The organism is Stenotrophomonas genospecies 3 (assembly GCF_054473855.1).
In genome coordinates this window covers 411187-433138 of sequence record NZ_JBTMUR010000001.1, presented here as the reverse complement: position 1 = coordinate 433138, position 21952 = coordinate 411187, and the positions used below count along the sequence as shown (strand labels likewise).

Sequence of the window (21952 nt, the reverse complement as noted above, 5' to 3'; positions counted from 1 at the left end):
TGGGACTATTGCTCTACTGCTCACAGCGATCGTCAGGCTTCGAATCCCGTCCCCTTTTGGGGAATGTGAGTAACGGTGCGAGTAACCGCAGCTGGCCTTCTGAAGAAAAGGTCTTCCCTCACAATCTCTTGGGGGATGAATGTGATTGCTGGTGGGCCACCAACCCAGCATGCATGAACAGCTGCTGTGTTCCCGCAGGCATAAGTTGGCCGTTTTGGACAACTTATGATGGTAAAACGACCATAAGACGCCCCTTTCGCGGGATGATCGCGGAGTTCGGACTCACTGAGCCGGGATGAGGTTGTGATAAGACTCAGGCCAAATGCTGGTTGGGCATGGCCGAGACAGCCCGAGAAGCCGGTGATCGGCCCAACGCAGCAAGATCAAGATGGGGCGTTTAAGGCCCCGCCGTCCCTATGAGGTCGCGGATGTCGACATTGACGCCAGCTCGGCGCGGACGCGAGCCAATACGGCATCGCGCAACTCCCCAACGCGCCGTCCATCAACGGCCGCTGCATAAAGATCGTCATCCCGGCATGAAATAGGCAGGCCTTCCAGGCGGAGCGAAGCTGTGGCCTCAATCAGTGCCTGTTGGCGCTGAGCCTTGCTGATCATGGGTACCTCCTGCCGACGTCCAATTGTACCGCAGACCATCTGATAGCCTTGCGCTGTGGTCGTTGTAGGGTGTTTTCGACAGCGCCCTAAGCGGGGGCGTGACTTTAGCTGAACGGCCGAGGTATAGAGACGAGATGAGTAAAGCTGAGGCGTTCGTTCAACGATTGAGCGAAGAAGAGGAACCCGGGCGGCAGGATTATGAGGAGGCTCTTGGATGTTTAGATGAGGCCGTGTGCGAGGCGGTAGCTGTCGGACAGGCCCAAGCCGGGAGGATGGCGGGACCCTGCATGGGATACGCGACCTATGTCTTCGCCCGCATGTGTGCCCACGGTACGGCCGCTGTACGTGCCGCGCCGCTGTCCCGGTGGGTTGAAAGTGACCATGCTCAATGGGGATTTCATACGATTGCATGCCATGCTCGTGCGATCTTGGAAGGAAACCTCTTCTTCCACTACCTCATATCTCCGACCAATGAGGATCTTGAAGAAGGCCGTGCGCGGATCACGCTGCTACAACTCAACGACTGCTGCAGTCGCGTCAAGATGTTCGCGGACGATCCGGAGCAACTACAAGCGTTTGAGCGGCAGAGGGATGAACTAATCGCGCGCTTGAAAACCATTCCCTTCTTTCAACATCTGGCCCAACAAGTTCAGTCACAGTGTCTGTCTGGTAAGAAGGCTTGGTTCTTGGACCGGGCCCAGCTGGTGGAAATGGTTGGAATGAAGAAGGCGCAGTTCGACGTAATCTGGGATCTGTGGTCACAGCACTCCCACATCCACCCTATGTCGTTCTACCGAATGGAGGCCAACGGTCGTGGCTCAGGCTTAGACAATGCCGCGGATCGCAGCTACTTGATTACCGCGATGCTCATCTGCGCTGAAATACTAAAGGTGGCCACTGACAGGATGGTGGAAGCCTTTCCCGATGTAGCAAACGTGCGCCAGGGCTTAGATTCCAAGTTCAGCCCTGGTCCTAAGAGCAATAGGCCGAAGTAGGCCAGTGCGGAGCGCGAGGCCTCCAGCCATGAAGCGACCGAGATAGTGTGCGCGGGTGAACTGAACGTGGGAGATGTCAATGGGGCTGAGGGACCTATGGCCGCGTTCGCGCGTTTGATGTTCTTGCTCTGGTTGATGAGTTGAACTAAAAGCTGATCTTTGAAGCCAACTAAGAGGCGATAGGAACAACTGCAGATATGGCCGGTAGACGGAGCAAGACACAGCGAATTAGGCATGGTTACTGCAAGCTGACCGGAAAGCTTGGGCGTTTCGTCAAGTCGCACATCATTCCACAGGCGTTGACGAAGATCAGCGCACGAGGGGTCCCTTTCTTTCAGTACGGGGAGGGCACGAGGCCTACTCAGCGCTGCAGTAGCTGGTATGACCAAGGTCTTGTCATACGCGAGGGAGAGGACATCTTGTCCGAAATTGACACCCGGGCGATTGAGGCATTGAGGGAGCATCGCCTTGTATGGAGTGGTTGGGGCGAGGCAACGACGCTCGGCAGCTTACATGACGTGATCCAGGGTCCCTTTGGGTTCAGGCAGGTCTACACGGATACGAAGATGTTGCGTATCTTCTTCTTGAGTCTGCTCTGGCGAGCTGCGGAGAGCCAGCTCAGCGAGTTCAAAGAGATTGAACTTCCCGCTGCAGATTCTGAGGTGATCCGTAAAGCCCTGGTGGACGGACTGGAGCCACCAATGAGTTTCTATCCAATACAGCTGACTCAGTTATCTACGCTGGGGCCGATGCACAATCATGCTCCAAGACGGGATGTCAAATACCTGCCTTGTGCTGATGGTGTTGAGCGTCCGATAGACATGTACCGATTCTACTTCGACGGGCTAATCGCTCATATCATGCTTCCTACACTTAATAGCGTCGAGATTGGGGATCTAGGCGCACTTGTTCTGGGAGGAGAATCTTCTGTAGTTCTCTCCACCGTAACGTTTGAGAAATCAGCACAACGGAGAGATATGGCCGCCATCCTCAGAGAGTACGATCTTCACGAGGGCTTCTTACGACAGTGAGACTTCTCGCTCCTGCCCTGCTGAGGGGCCTAGCCAGTAGGCCCGATCATTCTTGCCGGGTGCTTATCTGCATTGAGCGGTGTTGAGTGCAGCATCACGAGGCAGATGAAACGGCCTAGTTGACGCGAGCGGCCACGTCATCGCTTTTCCGCTGATAGTACCTTTCGCACGACGTGCAACGGCGCACCTGATAGTTCGGCAGCCACGCGGGTGAGAGCCCTGATAGACGGCTGTTCTGTGCCTGATAGCAGGGATCTAATTGCCATTGCTGCCGCCAATGCCTGTCGCTCCTTCTCGGCGTTCTTCCACTCACGATGCAGGGCACTGAGCTGTCTGGTAAGCCATGGGAAGCTATTGCTGGCGGCAGTGACGCTGTAGTCCCGGCTGCGGCAGAACTGAGCTGTAGAAGGGTAGGGCGGATCGGATGCGATAACAGCCTCCAGTTCCTTCCGAAACCATGCGGTACGATCTGCTCGCAAGTGGGAACTCGGTCTGCGTACCTTCCGCGGTGACGCCTTGCCAATTTCCAATCCAGATTGGGCTGCTGCCGAAGCTGGCGAGGTCATCAGTTGCACGATGTCCACACCAAAGTGAGTAGCTACTGCAATCAGGGACGTCAGCTGCGGAAGAATCGGGCAGTGCCTCGTGTGGAAGATGTCGCCAAGATGCTTTCCCCAATCCTTGGCAGGACTGCTGACGTTGTTAAGAAATACCTGCAGCGAACCCGAGGCCGCTCCACGAACCTCTCCCAATCGGAGGATCAGTTGCTCTGTCTGCTCCTCACCGAATAGCGGTCGGGGCGAATAGTCTCCGATTGACGTCGGGTTGGATAGGCTTTGACCGCAGGTACCGCATTGGTCTAGCTCGACCTTGCTGCTGTCTTTGGTTTGCCCTGAATTACAGTGAGGGCATTTGCGTCGAAGCCGCAGATTATGAAGACTGCAGCGTTCGACGCCTTGTACTCGCCACAGCAAGCGATCATAGGGTGGCCTGCCGGCTTCACGATCACCCTTAAGACAGGCAGGGCACCAGCATCTTTCATGCTTTATGGACCCGATGCTGTTTCCTGCGCAGATGCCTTGTAGGGCGATGAGGGTCGTTCCCTCCAAGTCATAGCCAAATGCATAATTGAGCGCAGATAGCGCAATAGATACATTCGGACTGTAGCCGTCCCATCTCAGCTCTTCACATCGAGGGAGATGATTACCAGTTTCGGCCCTCCAGCGAGACTGCAGGTGTGAGATGAACTGAAATCGCGAAACGCCGTGGGCGTATGAAATTCGGTGGAGCAGCGAGGAAAGACACTCAACCTCCACTGTGCCAAGGGCGATAGGTGGGACATGAAAGTATGCGTTCATCGCTGACGCTCAGCATTACCAACTGGATCCCGCTTTGGAAGCCGCTTGCCTGGTCTGCGAACTACCTTCCTTCCTGAGACGTCCGTAATGGGGGCGATCTCCAAAGCGCCTATGTGATCCTTCTCAATAGGTCGGAGAGCGGACTCGCCAAACGAGATGTCCTCTGCGATCTCCGCCAGCTGCTGCTTATACCTGGCTGACTTGAAGTGCTCCATGCGAAGCCGCTGCGATCGCAGCGAGGTCATCCGCGCTAGCGCAAGAAGAATCCAGTTGCCAACGAGTCCACACGACCCCAGTGAACCTTCGTATAGGAGATCTCTCATCTCGAGGAGTGAGTGCCCCTTTGCCCAAGGGAGTAGAACATCATAGGATGCGAGAATCCTATCGAAGCATCCTGCATCAGAGGTGCTAGTTCCGTAGCGCGGAAAGTGAAGGATAGACAGCCTCCCGTTCATGTGAGCAGAGCAGAAACATTCCCTGAGAAGTTCGTACCCGCCGATGAGGAATATCAAGGCACCCGTTTCATTCCCAAGGCACTTCAGTGATTCCAATGCGGCTTCGCGTCCGGACCGGTCCTTAACGCGTAGAAGATGATGGGCCTCGTCGATGATCAGTAGCTTGGTGCGCCTGTACTCAATCGCGCGACGAAGCTGTAGGCGCGCATTGGTCTCCGTAAGCTTCAGCCTTAGGGAGTGCTCGAGATCGCCATAGAACGGATGGCCGAGTTGGGCTAGGAGGTCTAGGGTTAGGTAGCGCATGGACATGTAGCCGGCGTCGGTTCGACTGCAATCCACAACTACGTAAGGAATGGAATCCGGGTTGGAGTGCGGGTACACCTCTCTCGCGGCGGCCCTTCCGGCAGTGCTTTTTCCCGCTCTGGGTGGGCCCACCATCGCAACCACAGATCCTTCGCCGCTGAATGTGATCAATGCTGCCGCAGACCTCACCGCCTCAACGTAGCGAGGATGCGGAAATCGAGCGCCGTTCACCGCCTCTCGGAGATGCTCGTTCATGACGCGTCACCGTGACCATAAGGCAGTACCAGGGCACGTCGCGCGGGTAGCTTCTTGCGAGGCATTGCTGGCTTCTGCGCCTTGGATGCGCTAATCGCCCTTTGCCTGGCCTTGGCAGCCTCAGCGAATCGCCTTGTCAGCTTAGCTGTCTCAATCGACGCGGCCTTAGCGAGAAGCGCACGGCCTCTGGTGCTACCGAGGAACCGGATCGAGTCCAGAGCGGGCGTAAAGTCCGTAGTAAGGTCAATCGCATGCTGAGAACCATGCCTGCAGGCGATACGTTGCCCGTCTATCAGCACATAGAGTGTGTTGGCGTCCCAAGGCTCGACATAGGCTTCGAGAAGCCCGCGACCGCCGCTTGACTCGAACAACTTGGGATGCCTGTACCATCTCGCGCAATGACGAACTCCCCGAGCTCGATCAAGCTTTAGTGGTCTCCGAAGCGGAATTGCTGTTCTGGCAAGCAGCTCACGGGTGAAGGGCGTCCGTACTCCACTTTCGGGGAATGCGGCTAGAAGTGACTCCGAGGCATTTGATCGACTGCGAAGGCAGCCATCAGCGATGCTGTTGTTGTAGATGCCGAAGATGAACTCATCCATGGTTTGATAAGCCGTTGCAAGTGTCCAGCTTGTTTGGCTTCGCCCCTTGAATTTTGCTGTAGCTGATCGTCCCCTAGCGTCGTTTGTCGTGTTCCCTGACTGCTGGCTGAGGTACGACTTCAGCGAACGGAACCACCCTTCGATCTGTCCGCCAGAGCGCGGCTCACCCGGAGGCCTGCTCTGCTTTGAAACGCCTAAGCTGGCCAGGGTGGTTTCAAAGTATGTGGAGTTGAACTCGGCGCCGTTGTCCACGACGATTGATTCTGGGAGCCGTCCCCACCGCCGCGCACAGTCGCGAAGAACTCCCAGCACGCTGTAATTGCTTGGACTGCTGAAGCTTAAGGACGTGGCTAAAACTTGACCGGTGGCATGGTCACGCAGCGCAGTTATCCAAGGCTTGCTGGTGATTGGCGGCTTGGCCTCAATCACGACCACGTGCAGATCGCACTGGTAGTGGTCAGTATGCGCGCGCTCAAATGCCCGTGCCGGAGATAGGTGTGTCAGCGCGGGGTCTACCGGGGGTGCGGAAGCTGCAGCAGCTCTTGCCCCGCTCCGGGCCCCTTCGGCGATTTCCTTTGGCAGTCGTTTGCACCGAAGGCGGAAGGTCTCCTTAGATACGGCGACTGAGTTCCGTAGCAGCTTGCCCTCGGCAATAGAAATCTGATGATCAAGTAGGTACTGTGAGTATGCCGCCTGAACGCTTAGGGCATCTGCGTTGAGGAAGTGAGTGCTGATCGAGCGATCCACCACTGCGAGTTCTTCAGGTGTCTGCCTGGGCGTTCTATTGCCCTTGGATCGATGTCTTGGTCGGAGGGCCGAAGGGTCTCCCTCTGCTTGTAGAAGCCGCGCGCGCCAGCGCCTCGTTGTTCGATCAGACTTCACTGGAGGCATCAGCCCACGTATGACGAGCAGTCGGCCGTGGACCTCTATTGCCTCCGCTTGTGTCAGCTGCGATGGATGGTCGGCCGCAATGCCTAGCATGTCTAGGCGATGAAGATGACTAGTCACGATGTCAGGTTCAAAGGAGGCCAGGCACTCATCAGGAACCGACAGGCGGCATCGATTGAGATCCGTGAAGAGAGCACCTAGGTCTATTAGCCGCACGACTTCATTCGCCGAGGAGGTATTCGCTGCACGCATTAACTGGCCCAGGGTGAAGACCTTTCGCTGTCTGAGCGTGGAGCAGGCTTTGGCAAGCTGGCGAGCATCGATGCTTCGCGTAAATGCTTGCCGAAGTCGTAGCAGAAGCAAGCAGTTCTCAGCGAAGATCTTTCGTGAGCATCCATCAGAAATCACGCGATGCACCAAGCCGATTTCCTGGAAGTGCGCGTCAGCTGCGAGGTCAGTTGCCTTGGTCCCGTCCCACGTCCATCTGTTGGGGTTGGAACTGGCCAAGCGTTCGCATTCGGAGGCAGTCTTTACCTGAACCACCTCGACGCTGGATTCCTTCAATGTGAGGAAGTCAGCAACGTAATTCGCTTTTCTCCTCTTTCCCTGGGCATCCAACACTTCCAGACTTACAGAGGGGGGCTGGTCCCAGTACTCGATGACGGTTGCGTCGTACTCGAGCTGAGCGGCGCATGTGTGCTCCTCCGTGCTCTCAAGTGCCACTGAAAACCCCATCTTCGCGCTTGGGTAGCGCCAGACCGTGTTGTGGCATCCAACAGACCTGACGGATCGCGCCGGCTCACTACAGCGGGCGTCGGCTATGTAGCTGATTGCAGCGGCCGAAAGAGACAATCGCTCTACGTACGACTGGAACTCTGGGGCAGATAAAGGCATGAGACCTCCTATTCCGCGCTGGTTCCAGCGCAGACGGGCAAAGGGCGGCCGCGCGGCGCTATGCCACGGGGCTTGACTTGCATGGAGGGCGAAGCTCAATATCGGGCAACGGATAGAGAAGCCGTTTGCCGTATCAAAGGCCGCACACCGCAAATGTGCGGCCTTTTCTATTGAGGGCCCGTGCTTTCGCTAGCTCATCGGGCCTCCTCCTCGCTGTTCAGGGATTGGTGTAGCCAGGCGCACACCTCCTCGCGACGAGCGAACCAGCCTCTGCGCCCAGGAATTTGGAACATCTTGATAGACAGCCGTCCGCTTCGGCGCGCTTTTGCGAGGGCCTCCCTTGTGGGGAAGCCCAGCAGCCTGGCTGTGTCCGCCGCTGAGAAGATGGGGCTGTCGGGGACGGTTACGCCAAGCAGCGGTGCTGCCCAGAAGGAGTTGGAAGGGGGCGGTGCGGGAGGGATCTGAGAGCCTGGCATGCTTAGTCGCGCTCTGTCCGGTCTGATTGAACCTGTATAGACCTATTGTTGGTTTGACGCAAGTTGTTGAAAAGTAAGATATAAATATATCTCACTCGGTTTCGGGGTTGGCTGCTGCCTCAGCAACTTGGGCTAATCCGCGTTCGCAGCTTCTGTCCCGCTATCGAGCACCTATGTCACGCCACTGTCTCTTTGCCCCAGAGTTCCTTGCCACTGGTGGCCCGGATAGCGTGCGACACCCCTCGGGTGGGATATGGCTGTTCGCGGCCCTGAACCAGGAACAGCACTATCGTATGAAAATGGGAGAGGACAACACCGAGTCCGAGGTTCAACATGCTTGACTCGCATGGGCTGACGACCTAGGCCTGACTGCAACCGTGGAGCAATGCCAGCCGTGAGAAATCACAACCTCAACCCGCCACGGAAGAAGCTTCCCGCCTTGTTCAAGGTCAAGCTGGCGGCGGTAGCACTGGCGGCCGTGCTTGCCGACCGCATGACCGACCAGGAGGCTGGCCGGTTCCTTCGTGAAGCTACCGGAACCCAATGGTCGCTGCTGACCTGCATGCAGTACTTGTCGGGCAAGGAGGCGCGGGCGGCCATCGCCGCACTACCTGAAGACTGGGCAGAGGATGGCATGACCAAGCAGGCCTTGGAGCAGGCGTCTAAGGTTGCGGCGTTTGCTGTGGCGAACGCTCATCCTAAGGGTGTGCCCTTGTGCGCCAGCGACTTGGCCAAGCAGTACAAAGGCCAGGAAACGATCTAGCGAGGGACGGGTATCCGAAACCGTAAAAAGTGATTCCTATTCAGATACCGACAGGCAGTGCGAAGCTCTCTAACGTGCTGGCCAACCCACCTGAGAGCTGCACCGCATGAGCAAGACCGCACGCGACTTCTGCGAAACCATCCTCCGGGAAGGTATCCGCTACAACCTGGAACGCGAAATCCTACCCAGCGAAAACGTCGTGGCCCGGCGCCTTCTGGATCGAAGTGAAGAGCTGACTGAGGCATACCAGGAGGTTTACGACAAGCTGCATCACCGGGCTCATGCTGTGAAGCAGTTCATGGGCATGTTGCTGTCGGTCCAGGCGTTCTGGAGCCCGGAGAAGATTGCCCAGGCCCGAGCCGACCGAGATGCGCTGGTGGACATCAATCAGAGGATCCAAGGTCACGCGAGGGCACTGGCCGATCTGTTGGAAGAACGCACCCGCCTGCACAACACGTCCGGGTTCTCCTCCCGGACGCTGTACCACATCCGCGACGTGATCGACACCGCCTACGAAGACAACTGGCACTACCGCACTTTCCTACGTGAACCCTTGGAACACTTGGCCGGGCAGTTCGACCTGAAATACTGGCCAGAGTTGAGCAAGATCATGTTGGCGATTGCCAATGACGCCGAGCACGCCGAGCTGGAAGCCACCGACCCGTTGACCGAAGCGGCCACGCTGAGCAAGCGGCCGTCCACGTCCGATCAGGTGTTGGCTTTTCTTGCGTACATTGAGGAATGCCGCGGCAACCACGACGGGGCGCTGCCCTACAGTTTCCAGTTGAGCGATAGAAGCATGGCGTCCTTGCTGAACGTCGTGTTCGACTTGCCCGTGGACAGGCTGCTTACGGCCGAATACGTCAAGGGTCGCCGGCAGCGGGCGCGCGGCTTGGCGGGTTAGGCGCCGAGTTTGCCCCCAATCATTCCTAGCCCCTCCCCGCAGCCCCCGTGGCAAGATGGCCCAAGGAGACGGGGAACGTGTGACAGGGGTAGGGGGCGATGGAGTTTCTGATACTCATTGGGCTGTTGTGGCTCATTGGGGCAATCTTCGGCAACAAGACGCCCAAGGCACCGCCCGTTGATCCCAAGCTTGAGGCCGAGGCTCGTGCCAATGCTGCGCTCTGGCAAGCGGCCTTCGATGAGGAGTACAAGCGCTGGATCGAGCAAGCCCTGGCCTTCACCGGCCAGGGGCGTTGGATCACCAAGGGGACGGCTAAGAGGTTCCTGGCGTCCCATCCGGCGCCCAAGCATCAGGGGAAGAGCAGGAGGCAGGCTGCGGGCGACACCTCCACCGAAGAGACGTTGCGGAAAAAGTTCGACAACCTGCACACCCGACACCTGGCGCGCCAGAAGATCGCGCGCAAGGACTTCTTCGCCACCGTGGAGGAGAATCCGCTCTTGGGCTGTTCTCGCTTCCGGGAAGGCTGTCGGGCAACAGGCAATAGTCGTTAGGGGAAGTCGCCTTCAGCGGCTGCGGCACCTGCACCCGTCGCGAGCTCGGCTAGGTCGTCCGGAATGTACTTCGAGTGTGCACGTCTCAGATAAGCAAGCTCACTATCGGAGTCAGCCTGATAGTCCAGTTGCTGGCTGAAAAAGTTCAGCCGCGCCCGCGCGTCGTTCAAGATCTCGGACCATGTCTTAGCCCAGACCGTTATGCTCGAATCGTCGCTTTGAAAGACGACACCCTCGGGCCTATCCTTTTGTCGGCTCTTGAGCTTGGCGTACTCATCCATCTCATTGGAGACCACCATAAACGTCCATTTGGTCCGCTTCTGGTCGAAACGTGAGTCCTTGGCTACAGCGAATGCGTAGCTCTCAATCTGGGCAAGCACTTCTGAGTTAATCTTCTGCTTCGGGCGCTTCAACTCAACTACAAGATACTCGTGGCAGCCTTGGGTTGGCTGGATAGAACGTGCCAGCATCAAGTCGATTCGCCCACCCTTGTCATCCTCACGCAGGACGGGGTCGTCCGATTCGTCAGCGTCGTCCTCGCGCTTGCACAGCTTGCCGATATGGATGGCAAGAGCGTCTTCCAGCGTCTTCTCGGATCCTGCAAGGTTGAAGTCCTCCTTGAAGATCCATGACTCCACTTCCAGCGCTTTGTGGAGCTGGTCGCGTTCCAAGAGCCGTTTCTTGCTTTCTCTGTTGAAAAGCAGATCGCTAAGTGCTTCCACGAAGTTCAAGCGGTCCGCCACGATCCTGGCCGACGTGATGATCTTGGACAGGGTCGTCTTTTGAAGAAGGGTCGCCAAGTCATCCTGTTCCTCCTTTTTGAGGTTGAGTACCTCGTCCATGATCGTGCGAACCGAATCCGGGTTCTCCCGAATGGCCTGTGCCAGCAGCCGGAACGTGAATTTCTTGGATTTGGAGGGGGCCTCATCGAAAGAGGGAAGGTGGTCCTCCACATTCACCGCGAGGATATCGAAGACCTGACGCTCGATCTGCTCGGAGGCGTTGACTTGGGCCTTGTCCTCGTAAGGGTAAATCTTCTCGTCTTTCCAGCGCTGGATCGCTTCACTGCGGTGTTGCAGGATGCGATGCCGGAAATGCTCGCGCACCTTGACTTTGACGGCGCCAAGGATGTCGGCCACATCCTGGTTGAGATCGGACAGGACAAGGGCTCCTTCCTTGTCCAAGTCGCGGAAGTGGTCCGACTTCACGTACACCGTGAAGTTGTATCCAGGCGCCTTGATCTGGGGGCCGATCGTGACCTCATGGAGGGAAACGCCCGCCTTGTCGCAAAGCTCGAACACTCGATCTGTCTGGACCGACCATTCGACGATCGTGATAGACACTGGAACCCGCTTTCCGCTTTGGAGTTCGACTTCGCCTAGGTGGAAGTCTTCCCTGTAGTTCTGGACGGAGGCCGGATCGATCTTTTCGCTGTTGTAGTACAGCGTCAGGCCCGGGCATTCCATCAAATAGGCGGCGAACTGCTTAGTGATCTCCAGTGTTGCCTTGTCGCTCGTCAGGGACGGGAAGCTGGATTCAAGGTTCTCGATGACGACCTCGGTACCGAGGACCGTGGTGTCGGTGTCCGTTGGTTGCGAGGCGCTGAAGCCTGTAAGTTGGCTTGCGCGGCCCGTAATCGTGTAGGTCTTAAATGCCATTCCATCGAGGTAGGTGGTCCGCCACTCGACACTCTCACCTAGGGAAAAAGCACGGAAGCGACCCTTGCCGTTCTTGCCGTGGAGCGTCCTGCCCTTGTAGCGGTGAGATTTGGCCTTCCATGAGTCGCCTAAACCGCCGAACAACGCATCGACCTTGCTTCGGTCTATGCCGTCGCCGTCGTCTGCTACACGGATGGCATGGAGCCCATTGAGTTCATTCGGTTCCAGAATTACCTTGACGTGCTGAGCGCCTGCGTCAAATCCGTTCCAGATTAGCTCCGAGACTGCTGTGATCGGGCTGACGTTGGACGCCAGCGACTTCAAGAAGTCTGGCTTGGCCTCGATCTTGATATCCATGGATTGGTTGTCGGCCATACCGTAGAACGCTCCCTAAGTGTTAGTTCGCCGTCCTGGCCCGGACAAGCCGGCTGCGGGTATTGGGGAGGTGGCCATGGGACGGTGAGTGCCTAGAGGATAGCGGAGCAGGATTGTTCGGGCTACGCCCGCTCTGCGGACTCTGGGCCGGGGCCATCTCATGGCTTGCGACCCCGGTTCGGCCTCATCGTCGACGGCGACTTCGGGGCATAATCCAGTTGTCAGGGAGATCGGAGCGGGGAATGAAGTCGGAGACTTGGACGATCCAGCAGGTGTTCCAGGATCGGAAGCAGTACAAGGTGCCGTTCTACCAGCGGGCCTACGTCTGGACCTTGGATAAGCAATGGCAGTTACTCTGGGAAGACATCAAGGACAAGGCAGAGGAGCGGCTGGCCAACACCCAGCCTGCGCCGCACTTCCTGGGCGCCATCGTGGTCGAGCCGCAGGAGAAGGTGGGCCTGCGGGGCGTAGATACCCTCCACATCATCGATGGCCAGCAACGCCTGACTACGCTGCAGTATGTCCTGGCCGGCATCCGGCTGGCCACCCGCGAATTGAAGATCACGGACTACGACTCCTACTTGGCGACCGTGCTGGACAACCCCAACCCTACCACCATGGCCAATGCCGATGTGGAGGTGTTCAAGGTTTGGCCAACGTTCTCTGACCAGGAGGCGTTTGTGTCGGCCATGACCGCCGACAAGCTGGCCACTCTGCAGGCGCGGTATCCCGCCCACTTCACCCAAGCCGGAACGTTCCGGCGTATCGGAATTTTCCACCCGCCCGCGCTCAATGCGATCTGGAACTTCGCTGAATGGGCCAAGGCTTGGATCGAGGCCAATGGCGGCGCGGACGCCGCCGAAGCCTTGGTCATGGCGGTTCTAACCGATCTGAAAGTGGTTCTGATCCAGTTGGAGAAGGGCGACGACGCTCAAGTCATCTTCGAGACGTTGAACGGGCGAGGTGCAGAACTCCATGCCACGGACCTGATCCGCAACCACCTGTTCATGACGGTGGACAGTAGCAAAGAAGATCCGGCGGCGTTGTATGAAGCGAAGTGGAAGCAGTTCGAGCAAGACACCTGGAAGGTCGCCGAACGAAGGGGGCGTATCATCAAGCCGCGCCTGGAATGGCTGATCTTCTCGGCCATCCGCGCCCAGACCGGGCAGGAGGGCGACCTGGCACGCCTGTATATCGATTTCAAGAACTTCGCCCAAGGGCTTTCCACCACCCAGCAGTTGGCCATGCTGGATACCTACGGCAAGCACTACCTGCAGCTGATCCAAGGCAAGGGCGACTTGCCGGTGGCCCGATTCGGGCGGCGGCTCCAGCCGTTCGACACCACAACCACCCACCCGTTGGCCCTGCGCATATCGACAGCCGACGTGCCCGACAGCGAAAAGACCGCGATGTTCAACGACATCGTGTCGTACATCGTTCGTCGTGCCGTCTGTGGCCTGACCCCCAAGAACTACAACAACTGGTTCATGTCGGTACTGCGGCAGTGGATCAAGGGCGAGCCCACGCGGGAAGCTTTGAAAGGCCTGCTGGCCTCATCACCGAATAGTCCGGCGGCGCGCTGGCCTGAGGATGACGAGTTTGTCCACGCCTTCCAGTCGGCACCCACGTACTACGGCAATCTGGACGCGAGCCGGTGCCGAATGCTGCTCACGGAGCTGGAGGGCTGGCTGCGCCTAACCAAGCGAACGGAAGAGCCCTCCATCCCCGATTTGTCCAATCTGGACATTGACCACATCCTGCCCAAGTCGTGGTACGAGCATTGGACGTTGCCGGACGGCAGCAAGGCCAGGTTTGCCGAGAGCCAGGCCGCCGAGCAGCAGGAACTGGTAGGAGCCGTCCTGTCGGACCACTACCAGGCTATCCGCCGCCGCGCCAAAGCCATTCCCACGTTGGGCAACCTGACGTTGCTCAACTTGTCGGTCAACCGCGAGGCGCAAAACAAGGACTTCGCCACCAAGAAGCAACTGCTGATCGCCAACACCGTATTGAGCCTCAATGGCGATTTGATGGCCTGCAAAACTTGGAATGAGGAGGCCATCTCCGCGCGCGCGAAACGATTGGCTGAGGCCGCAACGCAGTTGTATCCAGGCTAAAAATGCTCTTCAAATTCGATAAGCGCTTTGCTTTTTTCGATCCAGGGATTGCCTTCATAGAGCTAAGCGAAGCCCACCATGCCGTAAATTCCCATTCGTTGGTCTGTAGTTAAGATTGAAAGAAATTTCAAATCTATACCACTCTATGAAGCCGGGTGGTTCTGGCTTCGCGCATGACGCAGCGCCGGTCGCGTCTTTGCAGGAGACAATAAGGATGAAGAACAAGGTCGAGCTGATCTACTGCGTGATGGTCGTGGCCACTGCTTTGTTGACCGGTGTCATGAAGTGCACGGCAAGCGCGGCCTGCAGCAGATGTGCTGGCATGGTCGATCCCTACAGCTGATTCCAAACAATCTTTGGCATCTCGCGCAAGGCCCGGCATTGTTCGGGCCTTGCGCGTTTGTGCCGCCAACTAAAGAGGACACAACAATGCATTTGGTCGAAACGATGGCTTATGCCGGTGAGAAGCCTTGGCACGGCCTGGGCAACCGACTGGCGCCACGGCAATCCATCGAGGTCTGGAAGCGCCAGGCCGGCATGGAGTGGAAGGTTCTGTCCGGACAGGTTATGGTTGAAGTTGGCGGACAAGTTATGGTTTCAGGAACACTGCTGGTCTGCCTTCAAGGCAACATGATCCACACGCAAGGATCGAACATGCCCGACACCCGCGCCCCGGTGGAAGACTTCACCACTGAAATCGAAGACAGCCGGCATCTGTTCGCCTGGTGCCTGGTGCGCTACGGCCAGATTCCCGAAGCGCTGGCAATCGAACAGGCACGCGAACGCTATCCGGACCAGGCCGCCGGCCACGAATACGAGCACGAACTGCTCTTCCACGACGAGCCCTGGCATTGGGCGATGCTGCATGTGCTGGGCGAAGGGTACTGGTACCAGAACCCGGAACTGTTGCAGCCGTCGCTGGAGTACGACACCGAATCGGACGCGCTGTGCCTGGCGCGCGGCGAGCCGATTCCCTTGCTGGATGAGGATGAGTATCTCGGTGCGCTTGCGCACGCGCGCCATATGCATGCGTGGACGTTGATCCATCAGGCAGGGATTGACGAAGAGCAGGCACAGCGGCAGGCGCTTGAGTACTACGCGTACTTTCCGCCGCATCATCGCTGGCGCATGTGCGTCCACGATGCGCGCGCTGCATGGGTCGACGTGATGAGCGTACTGCACATCAATGACTACTGGAGCCGGCCCGAACTGCAGAGGCCGCCTGAGGCGTACTGGCGCGCGTCACGTGCATTCGCCCTGGCACAGGGGCTCCAGCTGCCGGAAATTCCGCCTCCCTCATGAGAGGGCGCTGCAAGGGTGGCATGATGCGGCTTCCGCCGATCCGTACGACAAGGAGCCCGCATGAAGCGCAGTGCCCGTGTGTTCGTCGCCCTGACTGCCCTTGCGGCACTGCCTGCCGCTGCCGAGCCGTCCGACTCACCCAAGCGCCCGTCGGTTGACACCCTGCAACGCCTGATCGTCGACAAGGCACCGCAGACGCGCGTAGCAACACCGGACCACGAGCGCATCACCGCACGGCGCATCGATATCGTCGATGACACGGGGGTGATCCGCATGACGCTGTCCGGAAAGACACCGGCACCGATCATCGATGGCCTGCAGTACAAGCGCGCCTTCAATGTGGCCGGCATGGTGCTGTACGACGACAAGGGCAGCGAACGCGGTGGCTTCGGCACCGCCGATGTCGACGGCGGCATGGCGGTGCTTGCGCTGGACCATCCGGCGATGGATGCGATCGGCTGGCGGGTATCGCCGGACGGCGCGGTGAGTTTTTCGATCAACCAGGCGCCGAAGCTGATCCGCGAGCCTGCGCTGGGCAACAAGCTGATTCCTGGGGTGCAAGCACCGACCCGCATCGGTCTGGTGGTCGGGCCTGACGGCACGCCGGCCATCGCCTTGAACGACAAGGCAGACCGCACGCGACTGCGCCTGACTGTCACTGCGGAAGGCTACGGTGCGATCGAGTTCCTCGATGCGCAGGGCAAGGTGATCCACACATTGGCGCCGGAGGCTGAGCTTCGGCGCTAGCGCGTGGGGGGGCGCCGATCGGCGCTTACCCGCGCCGCCCTCTGCCATCAATGCTGTACCGCCCGGCCCCGGTGCAGGCCAGCAGCAGGAAGCCACCGGCCAGCCCCAGGTTCTTCAGGAACATGATCTGTTGGGTCTGGTCGGCGAAGTTGTGATGGAAGATGAAAGCGGTGACCAGGCTGAAACCCACCAGCACGATCGACACCAGCCGGGTCTGGAAGCCGAACAGGATGCACAGTCCGCTGCCGATCTCGAAGGCGATGGTGGGCCAGAGCAGGATGCCGGGCACGCCCATCGCTTCCATGTAGCCCTGGGTGACGCTGAGATCACCGAGCTTGCCCAGGCCGGAGATGAGGAACAGCGCCATCAGCAGGATGCGTGCAAGCAGGTAAGCGAGCGAATGGGATGAGTGGCTCACGTCGGTGTCCTCGGAGATGGCCGGCGAAGGCGATCGGAGCCCACCGGCAGTGAAGCCCGTGTCTACGCCAAGGGCAAGGCGCCTTGACAGCTGGCCGTCCGCAGGAGACCTTTCTCCCATGACGATTGATATTGAATCGCTCAGCCTTCGGGAGCTGGGCGCCTTGGTGGTTGCCGCTGAACAGCGGAAACAGCTGATATCCAGCCGCCGTCCGGCCAGTGCGGTACGGCGGATGTTGAAGGCCGCAGCAGCAGAAGCGGGGTATACCCTCGAAGAGCTGTTCGGCGGAGAGGTGAACGAAGAGGCCGCTCCCCGCCGGAAACCGGCACGGCGCAGAACCGGGAAAGTGGCTGCCAAGTACCGTGACCCGGAGTACAAGCGCCTGACCTGGTCCGGCCGCGGGCGCATGCCGCGCTGGCTGGCGTCCAAGGTGCAGAAGGGCCACAAGGTGACCGACTTCCTGATTCCCGGCCTGGCCCGGCCGACGGCGCGCAAGAGCAGCCCGATCGGCAAGCGCACGGTTTTCAAGAAGGATTGAACCTGCCGCGCTGCTACCCTGCCGGGGTCTTTGAACGAAGGAGCGCGCGATGGCACACGATGGCAGCCTGACGATCTCACCCAGAGTCCTCTACATCGCGGCAGGCGCGGCGGTGCTGGTCAGCCTGCTGGCCTGGGCAGTGGAATGGAGCGGGATGGCCTATGTCTGCCCGTACTGCCGCGTGCAGCGCACGGTCATCGGCGTGCTGGGCGTGCTGATGCTGTTCGCACGACCGGGCGGCCTCATCGTGCCCTGGTTGTCGTACACCGCAGGCGGCTTCGCGTTCGTGGTCGCGGCGATGCAGCACTTCAACGGCTGGAAGCGCATTTCCGCCGGAGATTTCAGCTTCAACGCGCAGTGGTACATCGACCCGTGGCTGCTGTCAGGTTGCGCGATGCTGATCCTGGTGGCGCAGCTGATGCTGGTGCAGGCCGCATGCCGGCGCAGTCTGCACTGAGGCTTGCCCACGGGCGTAGCGTCAGGCGTTCTGGAATACCGCCAGCTGCGCAGCAAACGCACGCTGGTAGGCGGGGCGCTGCGTTGCACGGCCCACATAGGCCACCACCTGCGGGTACTCATCGAGGAGGCCGCTGCTCTTCAGGCGCAGCAGCACCGAAACCATCATCAGGTCGCCGGCGCTGAACTCGCCCTCCAGCCACAACGCCGATCCCAACCAGGCGGACAGCTGCGCCAGCCGCATACGCACACGCTCATCGAGCATCGGCAGGCGCTGCGCATACCAGGGCTGCTCGTGCTCCAGCACCCAGGCCATCGAGCGCTCGACGATGGGCGGCTCCACCGTATTCAATGCAGCGAACACCCACATGATCGCGCGCATGCGTGCATCTGGATCAGCAGGAAGCAGGCCGGCATGCTGCTCGGCCAGGTGCAGCACGATCGCGCCGGATTCGAACAGGATCTGGCCGCCGTCCTGCCAGGTGGGGATCTGCCCGAAGGGGTTGCGGGCCAGGTGCGCGGGCTGCTTCAGCTCGGCAAAGCCGAGCAGCTGCACGTTGTAGGGCACGCCCAGCTCCTCCAGCGCCCAGCGCACGCGCATGTCACGGGCCAGGCCCTGGCCGCGGTCCGGGGAAGTGGCGAAGGCGGTGAGGATCGGGCACATCGTGGCACTCCTGCAGGTCGAAGGGCCTGCCTTTCCTGTTCCGACGAACGACGGGGCGGGAAATCGACACCCTTCCCGGGACGGCGGGCGATACACTGCCCCCCACCCACCACTCCTGTGCCTCCTCATGTGGCAGCGCCGCACTTCCCTGGCCGAACTGCAGCAGCAACGCGATGTGCTGCAGGCTGAGATGGATGCGGACGCCCAGCGATGGGTCTCACAGCTTCCGCCGGATGATCTCGTGGCAGCGCTGATGCCGCAGTCGCGCCGGCTTCAGGAGCTCAATCAGCTGATCCTGCGGGCTACACCACCGCGTGAGCTGATGAAGCGCCTGAAGGCGCTTGAGCGACAGCTGCTCGAACCCGGTACACAGAACGCAGGCGTGCGGAGGGGGCTGGAAGATGAACTGCGCGATCTGCACCTCTATTTCAGCAATCCCCGCCGTCGCCCATTGACGGCAAAGGTCATTCTCATCCTGTTCGCCTGCGTTCTGGCCGCCTTGTTCCTGCCGAGGCTGCTTGCGGACCTGCTGATCGCTCTCTAGACCGCCCTCACCCCGCCCGATGCAGCTTCCGGTACTGATCCGGCGTGCACTGCGCGTGCCGCTTGAACATCTCAGCGAAGGCGCTGACGCCGGAATAGCCCAGCTCCTCGGCGATCCGGCTGATCGGCCGGCGGGTGCACAGCGCCTCGGTGGCGCGCACGAACTTCACCCGTCCACGCCAGTCGCCGAGCGACATGCCCAGCTCGCTGCGTGCCATGCGCTCCAGCTTGCGCACGCTCATGTGGTGGCGCTGCGCGATTTCGGCAACCGATTCGGCCATCGACAGGTGTTTCTCCATGTACGCCATCACCTGCTTCAGCGCATCGCTGCTGGCGATTGGCAGGAAGCTGGGCACTACGGCCGCATTGACGATCTGGTCGATCACCACGGCGGCCATGCGCCGCTGGGCCGGGGTCTGCGGATCGGTCACGCCCTGCCGTGCCAGTTCGTGCAGCAGCTCGCGCAGCAGCGGGCTGACTTCCAGTGCACGGCAGCGATCAGGCAAGCGGCGTGACAAGGCCGGCGACAGATAGGCCGAGCGGTAGGCCAGCTGCGAGCGGTTGCGCGAATAGTGGGCCATTCCCGGTGGAATCCAGATCGCGTAGTGCGGCGGGGACACCATCCATTCGCCGTCGATCTTCATCTCCATCACACCCTGCGCGACGAAGTTGAACTGGCCCCACGGATGGCTGTGCGTGCCCCAGTCCGTGGGCTCCATCGCACCCTGCCGGAAGTAGATCGGACCGGGCAGCTGGCGGAAGGTGGGGATTGGCTCCATCGGTTGCCGCAAGCCGGGGTCGGTGTGGCGCATTTTCGGGATGTCCTCGATATGCGCCAAGCGTACGCTGGCCATTCCCCTACGTACACCCGCGTTCCGTGAACTATCTTTTCCCGATCCTCGCCTGCCTGCTGTGGGGCGCGAACACCATCGTTACCAAGCTTGCTTCGGGCTCGGTCGGTCCCATCGACATCGGCTTCTTCCGCTGGCTGGTCGCGGCGCTGGTCCTGCTGCCGTTGGCGCTGCCACGTCTGCGCGAAAACCTGCCGACCGTGCGCGCCAATCTCGGGCGCTTCCTGGTGCTGGGCTGCCTGGGTGGGGTGATGTACCAGTGCCTGGCCTACTATGCGGCGCACTTCACCTCGGCCACCAACATGGGGGTGATCCAGGCGCTGATTCCGTTGATCGCGCTGGCGCTGTCGCGCGTGTTCATGGGCCATCCGGTGCGAGGCACTTCCATTCTTGGCGCGGTGATCTCCACCGTCGGCGTGGTGGCGGTGGTCTCGCAGGGCGACCTGGCACGGCTGGCGGCGCAGGGCCTGAACCGAGGAGACGCGATCATGCTGATCGGCGCATTGGCCTTCGCCGCCTACAACGTGCTGATGCAGCGCTGGAAGATTCCGCTGTCGGTGCTGGAGTCGCTGTTCCTGCAGGCCACCGCTGCATCGCTGATCCTGTTGCCGGTACAGCTGCTGGTCGGCACCGGGGTGAACAACCTCACGGCGGTCGGCTGCATCGGCTTCGCCGCCGTGTGCGCTTCGATCCTGGCGCCGCTGACCTGGATGACCGGACTGTCACGCCTGGGCGCTGCGCGCGTCTCTGGCTTCTTCAACCTGGTGCCGATCGTGACCGCCGCGCTGGCTGTACTGCTGCTGGGAGAATCGCTCAGTGGCTGGGTACTGGGCGGTGGCCTGCTGGCGGTGTCCGGCGTGGTGTTCGCTGAGTACAGCGCCAGGCGCGCCGCCGCAGTGCCGAGCGAGCAGCCCGCATAGGGCTTCGCTCATGCGGGATACGTGTCTCCGCTCAGCGCCTGTTCCACCCGCTGTTGCAGCGCGTCTGCATCATGGCCGCGTTTGCCCTGCAGGCTGAGATACAGCGAAAGCGGGTCCACCACATCGCCAATACTGGTGAATGCCGGCGGATAGGCCCAGATCTGCAGCCGTGCGCTCTGAAGGCAGTCCGGGCCGGGCATGGGAAGTGCGCCCAGCAACCGCCACGCATCGATGTGCAGTGCGCGGGTGCCACCGATCGGGGGCGGTGACGTTTCAGCAAGCGCATCGAGGCCGGCCGTCGGCGCCGGATGCCCCGCATCGCGGAGTGCCTCGGCGGTCGGGCCCCAGCAGACATCCACTTCCTTCAGGATGGGGGAACGCAGGAACGGCTGTGCCCTGGCCCAGACCTCGTCGCGGTTGCCGGCCAGCTTCAGGAAGCGCTCGCGGCCCCCGGTGGAGCGCTCGACCAGGCCGCGACCGACCAGTTCGGCAGACAGGCGCGACGCCGTCATCGAGGTGTAGCCGGCGACGGCACTGATCTCGCGCGGCGACCACCAGCGCGACTGGCCGCTCAGCAGCACGTGGATCAGTACGGCCTGCGCCGAAGGCAGCAGCGAGATGGCTTTCTTCTCATGATCGGGGTCGTCGCGGAACTCAATGGCCAGGCTCGGCGCGAACAACTGGGTGTGCGGGACCACGAAGTCGATGTGGTTCTCGACCAGGAAGCGGCGCTGGGTCGGCGTGAGATAGGGCGAGACGTACAGCACCAGTGCATTCGCTGCAGAGCGCAGGCAGCGCACATCCTGGATCACACGGGTGCTGGATTCGCCCGGCTCGCGGGCCACGGCGAGCATGGCGGGGGTTTCCCCGTACAGCATCAGCCCGGCGAGGTGGTAGCGCGATGCCATCGCGTGGGGAATGGCATGCAATGAAGCAAGTGGATGCACTGCCGAGGCGAGCCCGGGGAGAATCCTGCGCAGGTACCGCTGCGCGTCAGCGACCAGGTCGGTCAGGCCGGTGCGAACTGCCGTCGTCATCTCGTACTTCCCTTGCGGCGGCATGTCCGGAAGATCGGAACCCGGCCACACCGTCACATTCAGTGGTGAACCTGGAGACGGGTGTGCAGTGTCGGGGCGCGTGGCGATCCATGCGGTCCTGCTCCTTAGCCGTCATGACATCAAGTGTTGCCGGGAACCTTGGAGATTCCGTCGAAAAACGATGGAGATTGGGTGGAGGCGGTGTGCATCGTGGCCGGCGGACTCCCCTTCCGCCGGCCACG

Annotated in this window: 22 protein-coding genes; 13 read left to right on the top strand and 9 right to left on the bottom strand. The window is 60.3% G+C overall.

Features of this window, described 5'->3' with window-relative positions:
- Positions 1-414: 414 nt before the first annotated feature.
- On the bottom strand, positions 415-615 hold the full coding sequence (locus tag ACX9OT_RS01915) for a hypothetical protein (protein WP_049461976.1): 201 nt from the start codon (positions 613-615) through the stop codon (positions 415-417).
- 134 nt (positions 616-749) lie between these two features.
- On the opposite strand from ACX9OT_RS01915, the gene ACX9OT_RS01910 reads away from it, so the two are divergent.
- On the top strand, positions 750-1610 hold the full coding sequence (locus tag ACX9OT_RS01910; RefSeq protein WP_049461977.1) for a hypothetical protein: 861 nt from the start codon (positions 750-752) through the stop codon (positions 1608-1610).
- Between the two features lie 419 nt (positions 1611-2029).
- Positions 2030-2641, top strand: coding sequence for a hypothetical protein (locus ACX9OT_RS01905; RefSeq protein WP_152911138.1), 612 nt, complete (start codon positions 2030-2032; stop codon positions 2639-2641).
- A gap of 137 nt (positions 2642-2778) precedes the next feature.
- Here ACX9OT_RS01905 and ACX9OT_RS01900 read toward each other — a convergent pair whose 3' ends face one another.
- Genes ACX9OT_RS01900 through ACX9OT_RS01890 form a run of 3 tightly spaced genes read right to left on the bottom strand, consistent with a single transcriptional unit; the run spans position 2779 to position 7222 of the window.
- Complete coding sequence (locus tag ACX9OT_RS01900) at positions 2779-3999, bottom strand: TniQ family protein (RefSeq protein ID WP_080356514.1); 1221 nt, start codon at positions 3997-3999, stop codon at positions 2779-2781.
- A complete protein-coding gene (locus tag ACX9OT_RS01895) occupies positions 3996-5012 on the bottom strand; it encodes an ATP-binding protein (protein WP_080356515.1) in 1017 nt (338 codons plus the stop codon). Before ACX9OT_RS01895 ends, ACX9OT_RS01900 begins: the two co-directional genes overlap by 4 nt.
- Positions 5009-7222: a DDE-type integrase/transposase/recombinase gene (locus ACX9OT_RS01890; RefSeq protein ID WP_161802496.1), complete on the bottom strand. Its 2214-nt coding sequence runs from the start codon at positions 7220-7222 to the stop codon at positions 5009-5011. The genes ACX9OT_RS01895 and ACX9OT_RS01890 overlap by 4 nt, the downstream gene beginning before the upstream one ends.
- Positions 7223-8308: 1086 nt before the next feature.
- Here ACX9OT_RS01890 and ACX9OT_RS01885 point away from each other — a divergent pair.
- The 3 genes from ACX9OT_RS01885 to ACX9OT_RS01875 all read left to right on the top strand — a co-directional run bounded on the left by ACX9OT_RS01885 (position 8309) and on the right by ACX9OT_RS01875 (position 10087).
- Positions 8309-8632: a hypothetical protein gene (locus ACX9OT_RS01885; protein WP_049461980.1), complete on the top strand. Its 324-nt coding sequence runs from the start codon at positions 8309-8311 to the stop codon at positions 8630-8632.
- A 106-nt stretch (positions 8633-8738) separates the two neighbouring features.
- Positions 8739-9536 (top strand): hypothetical protein, encoded by a 798-nt coding sequence (locus tag ACX9OT_RS01880; protein WP_049461981.1) that lies wholly within the window; start codon positions 8739-8741, stop codon positions 9534-9536.
- A gap of 98 nt (positions 9537-9634) precedes the next feature.
- Positions 9635-10087, top strand: a complete 453-nt coding sequence (locus ACX9OT_RS01875) for a hypothetical protein (protein ID WP_049461982.1) — start codon at positions 9635-9637, stop codon at positions 10085-10087.
- On the opposite strand, the gene ACX9OT_RS01870 is transcribed toward ACX9OT_RS01875, so the two are convergent.
- Positions 10084-12102 carry an ATP-binding protein gene (locus ACX9OT_RS01870; RefSeq protein ID WP_157805911.1) on the bottom strand — a complete coding sequence of 673 codons (2019 nt, stop codon included), beginning with the start codon at positions 12100-12102 and terminating at the stop codon, positions 10084-10086. The two genes, ACX9OT_RS01875 and ACX9OT_RS01870, sit on opposite strands and share 4 nt — an antisense overlap.
- A 260-nt stretch (positions 12103-12362) precedes the next feature.
- Here ACX9OT_RS01870 and ACX9OT_RS01865 point away from each other — a divergent pair, with 260 nt between their 5' ends.
- From ACX9OT_RS01865 to ACX9OT_RS01850, 4 genes are all read left to right on the top strand, one after another.
- Complete coding sequence (locus tag ACX9OT_RS01865) at positions 12363-14234, top strand: DUF262 domain-containing protein (RefSeq protein WP_049461984.1); 1872 nt, start codon at positions 12363-12365, stop codon at positions 14232-14234.
- Between the two features lie 214 nt (positions 14235-14448).
- Positions 14449-14577 (top strand): hypothetical protein, encoded by a 129-nt coding sequence (locus ACX9OT_RS01860; protein WP_258013820.1) that lies wholly within the window; start codon positions 14449-14451, stop codon positions 14575-14577.
- A gap of 86 nt (positions 14578-14663) precedes the next feature.
- Positions 14664-15536: a hypothetical protein gene (locus tag ACX9OT_RS01855; RefSeq protein WP_238380433.1), complete on the top strand. Its 873-nt coding sequence runs from the start codon at positions 14664-14666 to the stop codon at positions 15534-15536.
- Between the two features lie 60 nt (positions 15537-15596).
- Positions 15597-16283 (top strand): hypothetical protein, encoded by a 687-nt coding sequence (locus ACX9OT_RS01850; RefSeq protein ID WP_049461987.1) that lies wholly within the window; start codon positions 15597-15599, stop codon positions 16281-16283.
- Positions 16284-16308: 25 nt separating this feature from the next.
- Here ACX9OT_RS01850 and ACX9OT_RS01845 read toward each other — a convergent pair whose 3' ends face one another.
- Entirely contained in the window at positions 16309-16701 is a 393-nt protein-coding gene (locus ACX9OT_RS01845; RefSeq protein WP_049461988.1) for a DoxX family protein, read from the bottom strand.
- Positions 16702-16819: 118 nt separating this feature from the next.
- Here ACX9OT_RS01845 and ACX9OT_RS01840 point away from each other — a divergent pair, with 118 nt between their 5' ends.
- Together ACX9OT_RS01840 and ACX9OT_RS01835 are read left to right on the top strand one after the other, a co-directional pair.
- Entirely contained in the window at positions 16820-17239 is a 420-nt protein-coding gene (locus tag ACX9OT_RS01840; RefSeq protein ID WP_049423730.1) for an H-NS histone family protein, read from the top strand.
- A 49-nt stretch (positions 17240-17288) separates the two neighbouring features.
- Entirely contained in the window at positions 17289-17696 is a 408-nt protein-coding gene (locus ACX9OT_RS01835; RefSeq protein ID WP_049461989.1) for a hypothetical protein, read from the top strand.
- A gap of 21 nt (positions 17697-17717) precedes the next feature.
- On the opposite strand, the gene ACX9OT_RS01830 is transcribed toward ACX9OT_RS01835, so the two are convergent.
- Positions 17718-18359 (bottom strand): glutathione S-transferase family protein, encoded by a 642-nt coding sequence (locus ACX9OT_RS01830; RefSeq protein WP_049461990.1) that lies wholly within the window; start codon positions 18357-18359, stop codon positions 17718-17720.
- A gap of 127 nt (positions 18360-18486) precedes the next feature.
- On the opposite strand from ACX9OT_RS01830, the gene ACX9OT_RS01825 reads away from it, so the two are divergent.
- A complete protein-coding gene (locus ACX9OT_RS01825; protein ID WP_049461991.1) occupies positions 18487-18903 on the top strand; it encodes a hypothetical protein in 417 nt (138 codons plus the stop codon).
- 7 nt (positions 18904-18910) lie between these two features.
- Here ACX9OT_RS01825 and ACX9OT_RS01820 read toward each other — a convergent pair whose 3' ends face one another.
- Positions 18911-19714 carry an AraC family transcriptional regulator gene (locus ACX9OT_RS01820; protein WP_049462005.1) on the bottom strand — a complete coding sequence of 268 codons (804 nt, stop codon included), beginning with the start codon at positions 19712-19714 and terminating at the stop codon, positions 18911-18913.
- Positions 19715-19779: 65 nt separating this feature from the next.
- Between ACX9OT_RS01820 and ACX9OT_RS01815 the strand changes: the two genes are divergently transcribed.
- The gene (locus ACX9OT_RS01815) at positions 19780-20673 is read left to right on the top strand and encodes a DMT family transporter (RefSeq protein WP_049401061.1); all 894 of its coding nucleotides are present in this window, start codon (positions 19780-19782) and stop codon (positions 20671-20673) included.
- A gap of 8 nt (positions 20674-20681) precedes the next feature.
- Here ACX9OT_RS01815 and ACX9OT_RS01810 read toward each other — a convergent pair whose 3' ends face one another.
- Positions 20682-21710: an IclR family transcriptional regulator gene (locus ACX9OT_RS01810; protein WP_049462006.1), complete on the bottom strand. Its 1029-nt coding sequence runs from the start codon at positions 21708-21710 to the stop codon at positions 20682-20684.
- Positions 21711-21952 lie beyond the last annotated feature (242 nt).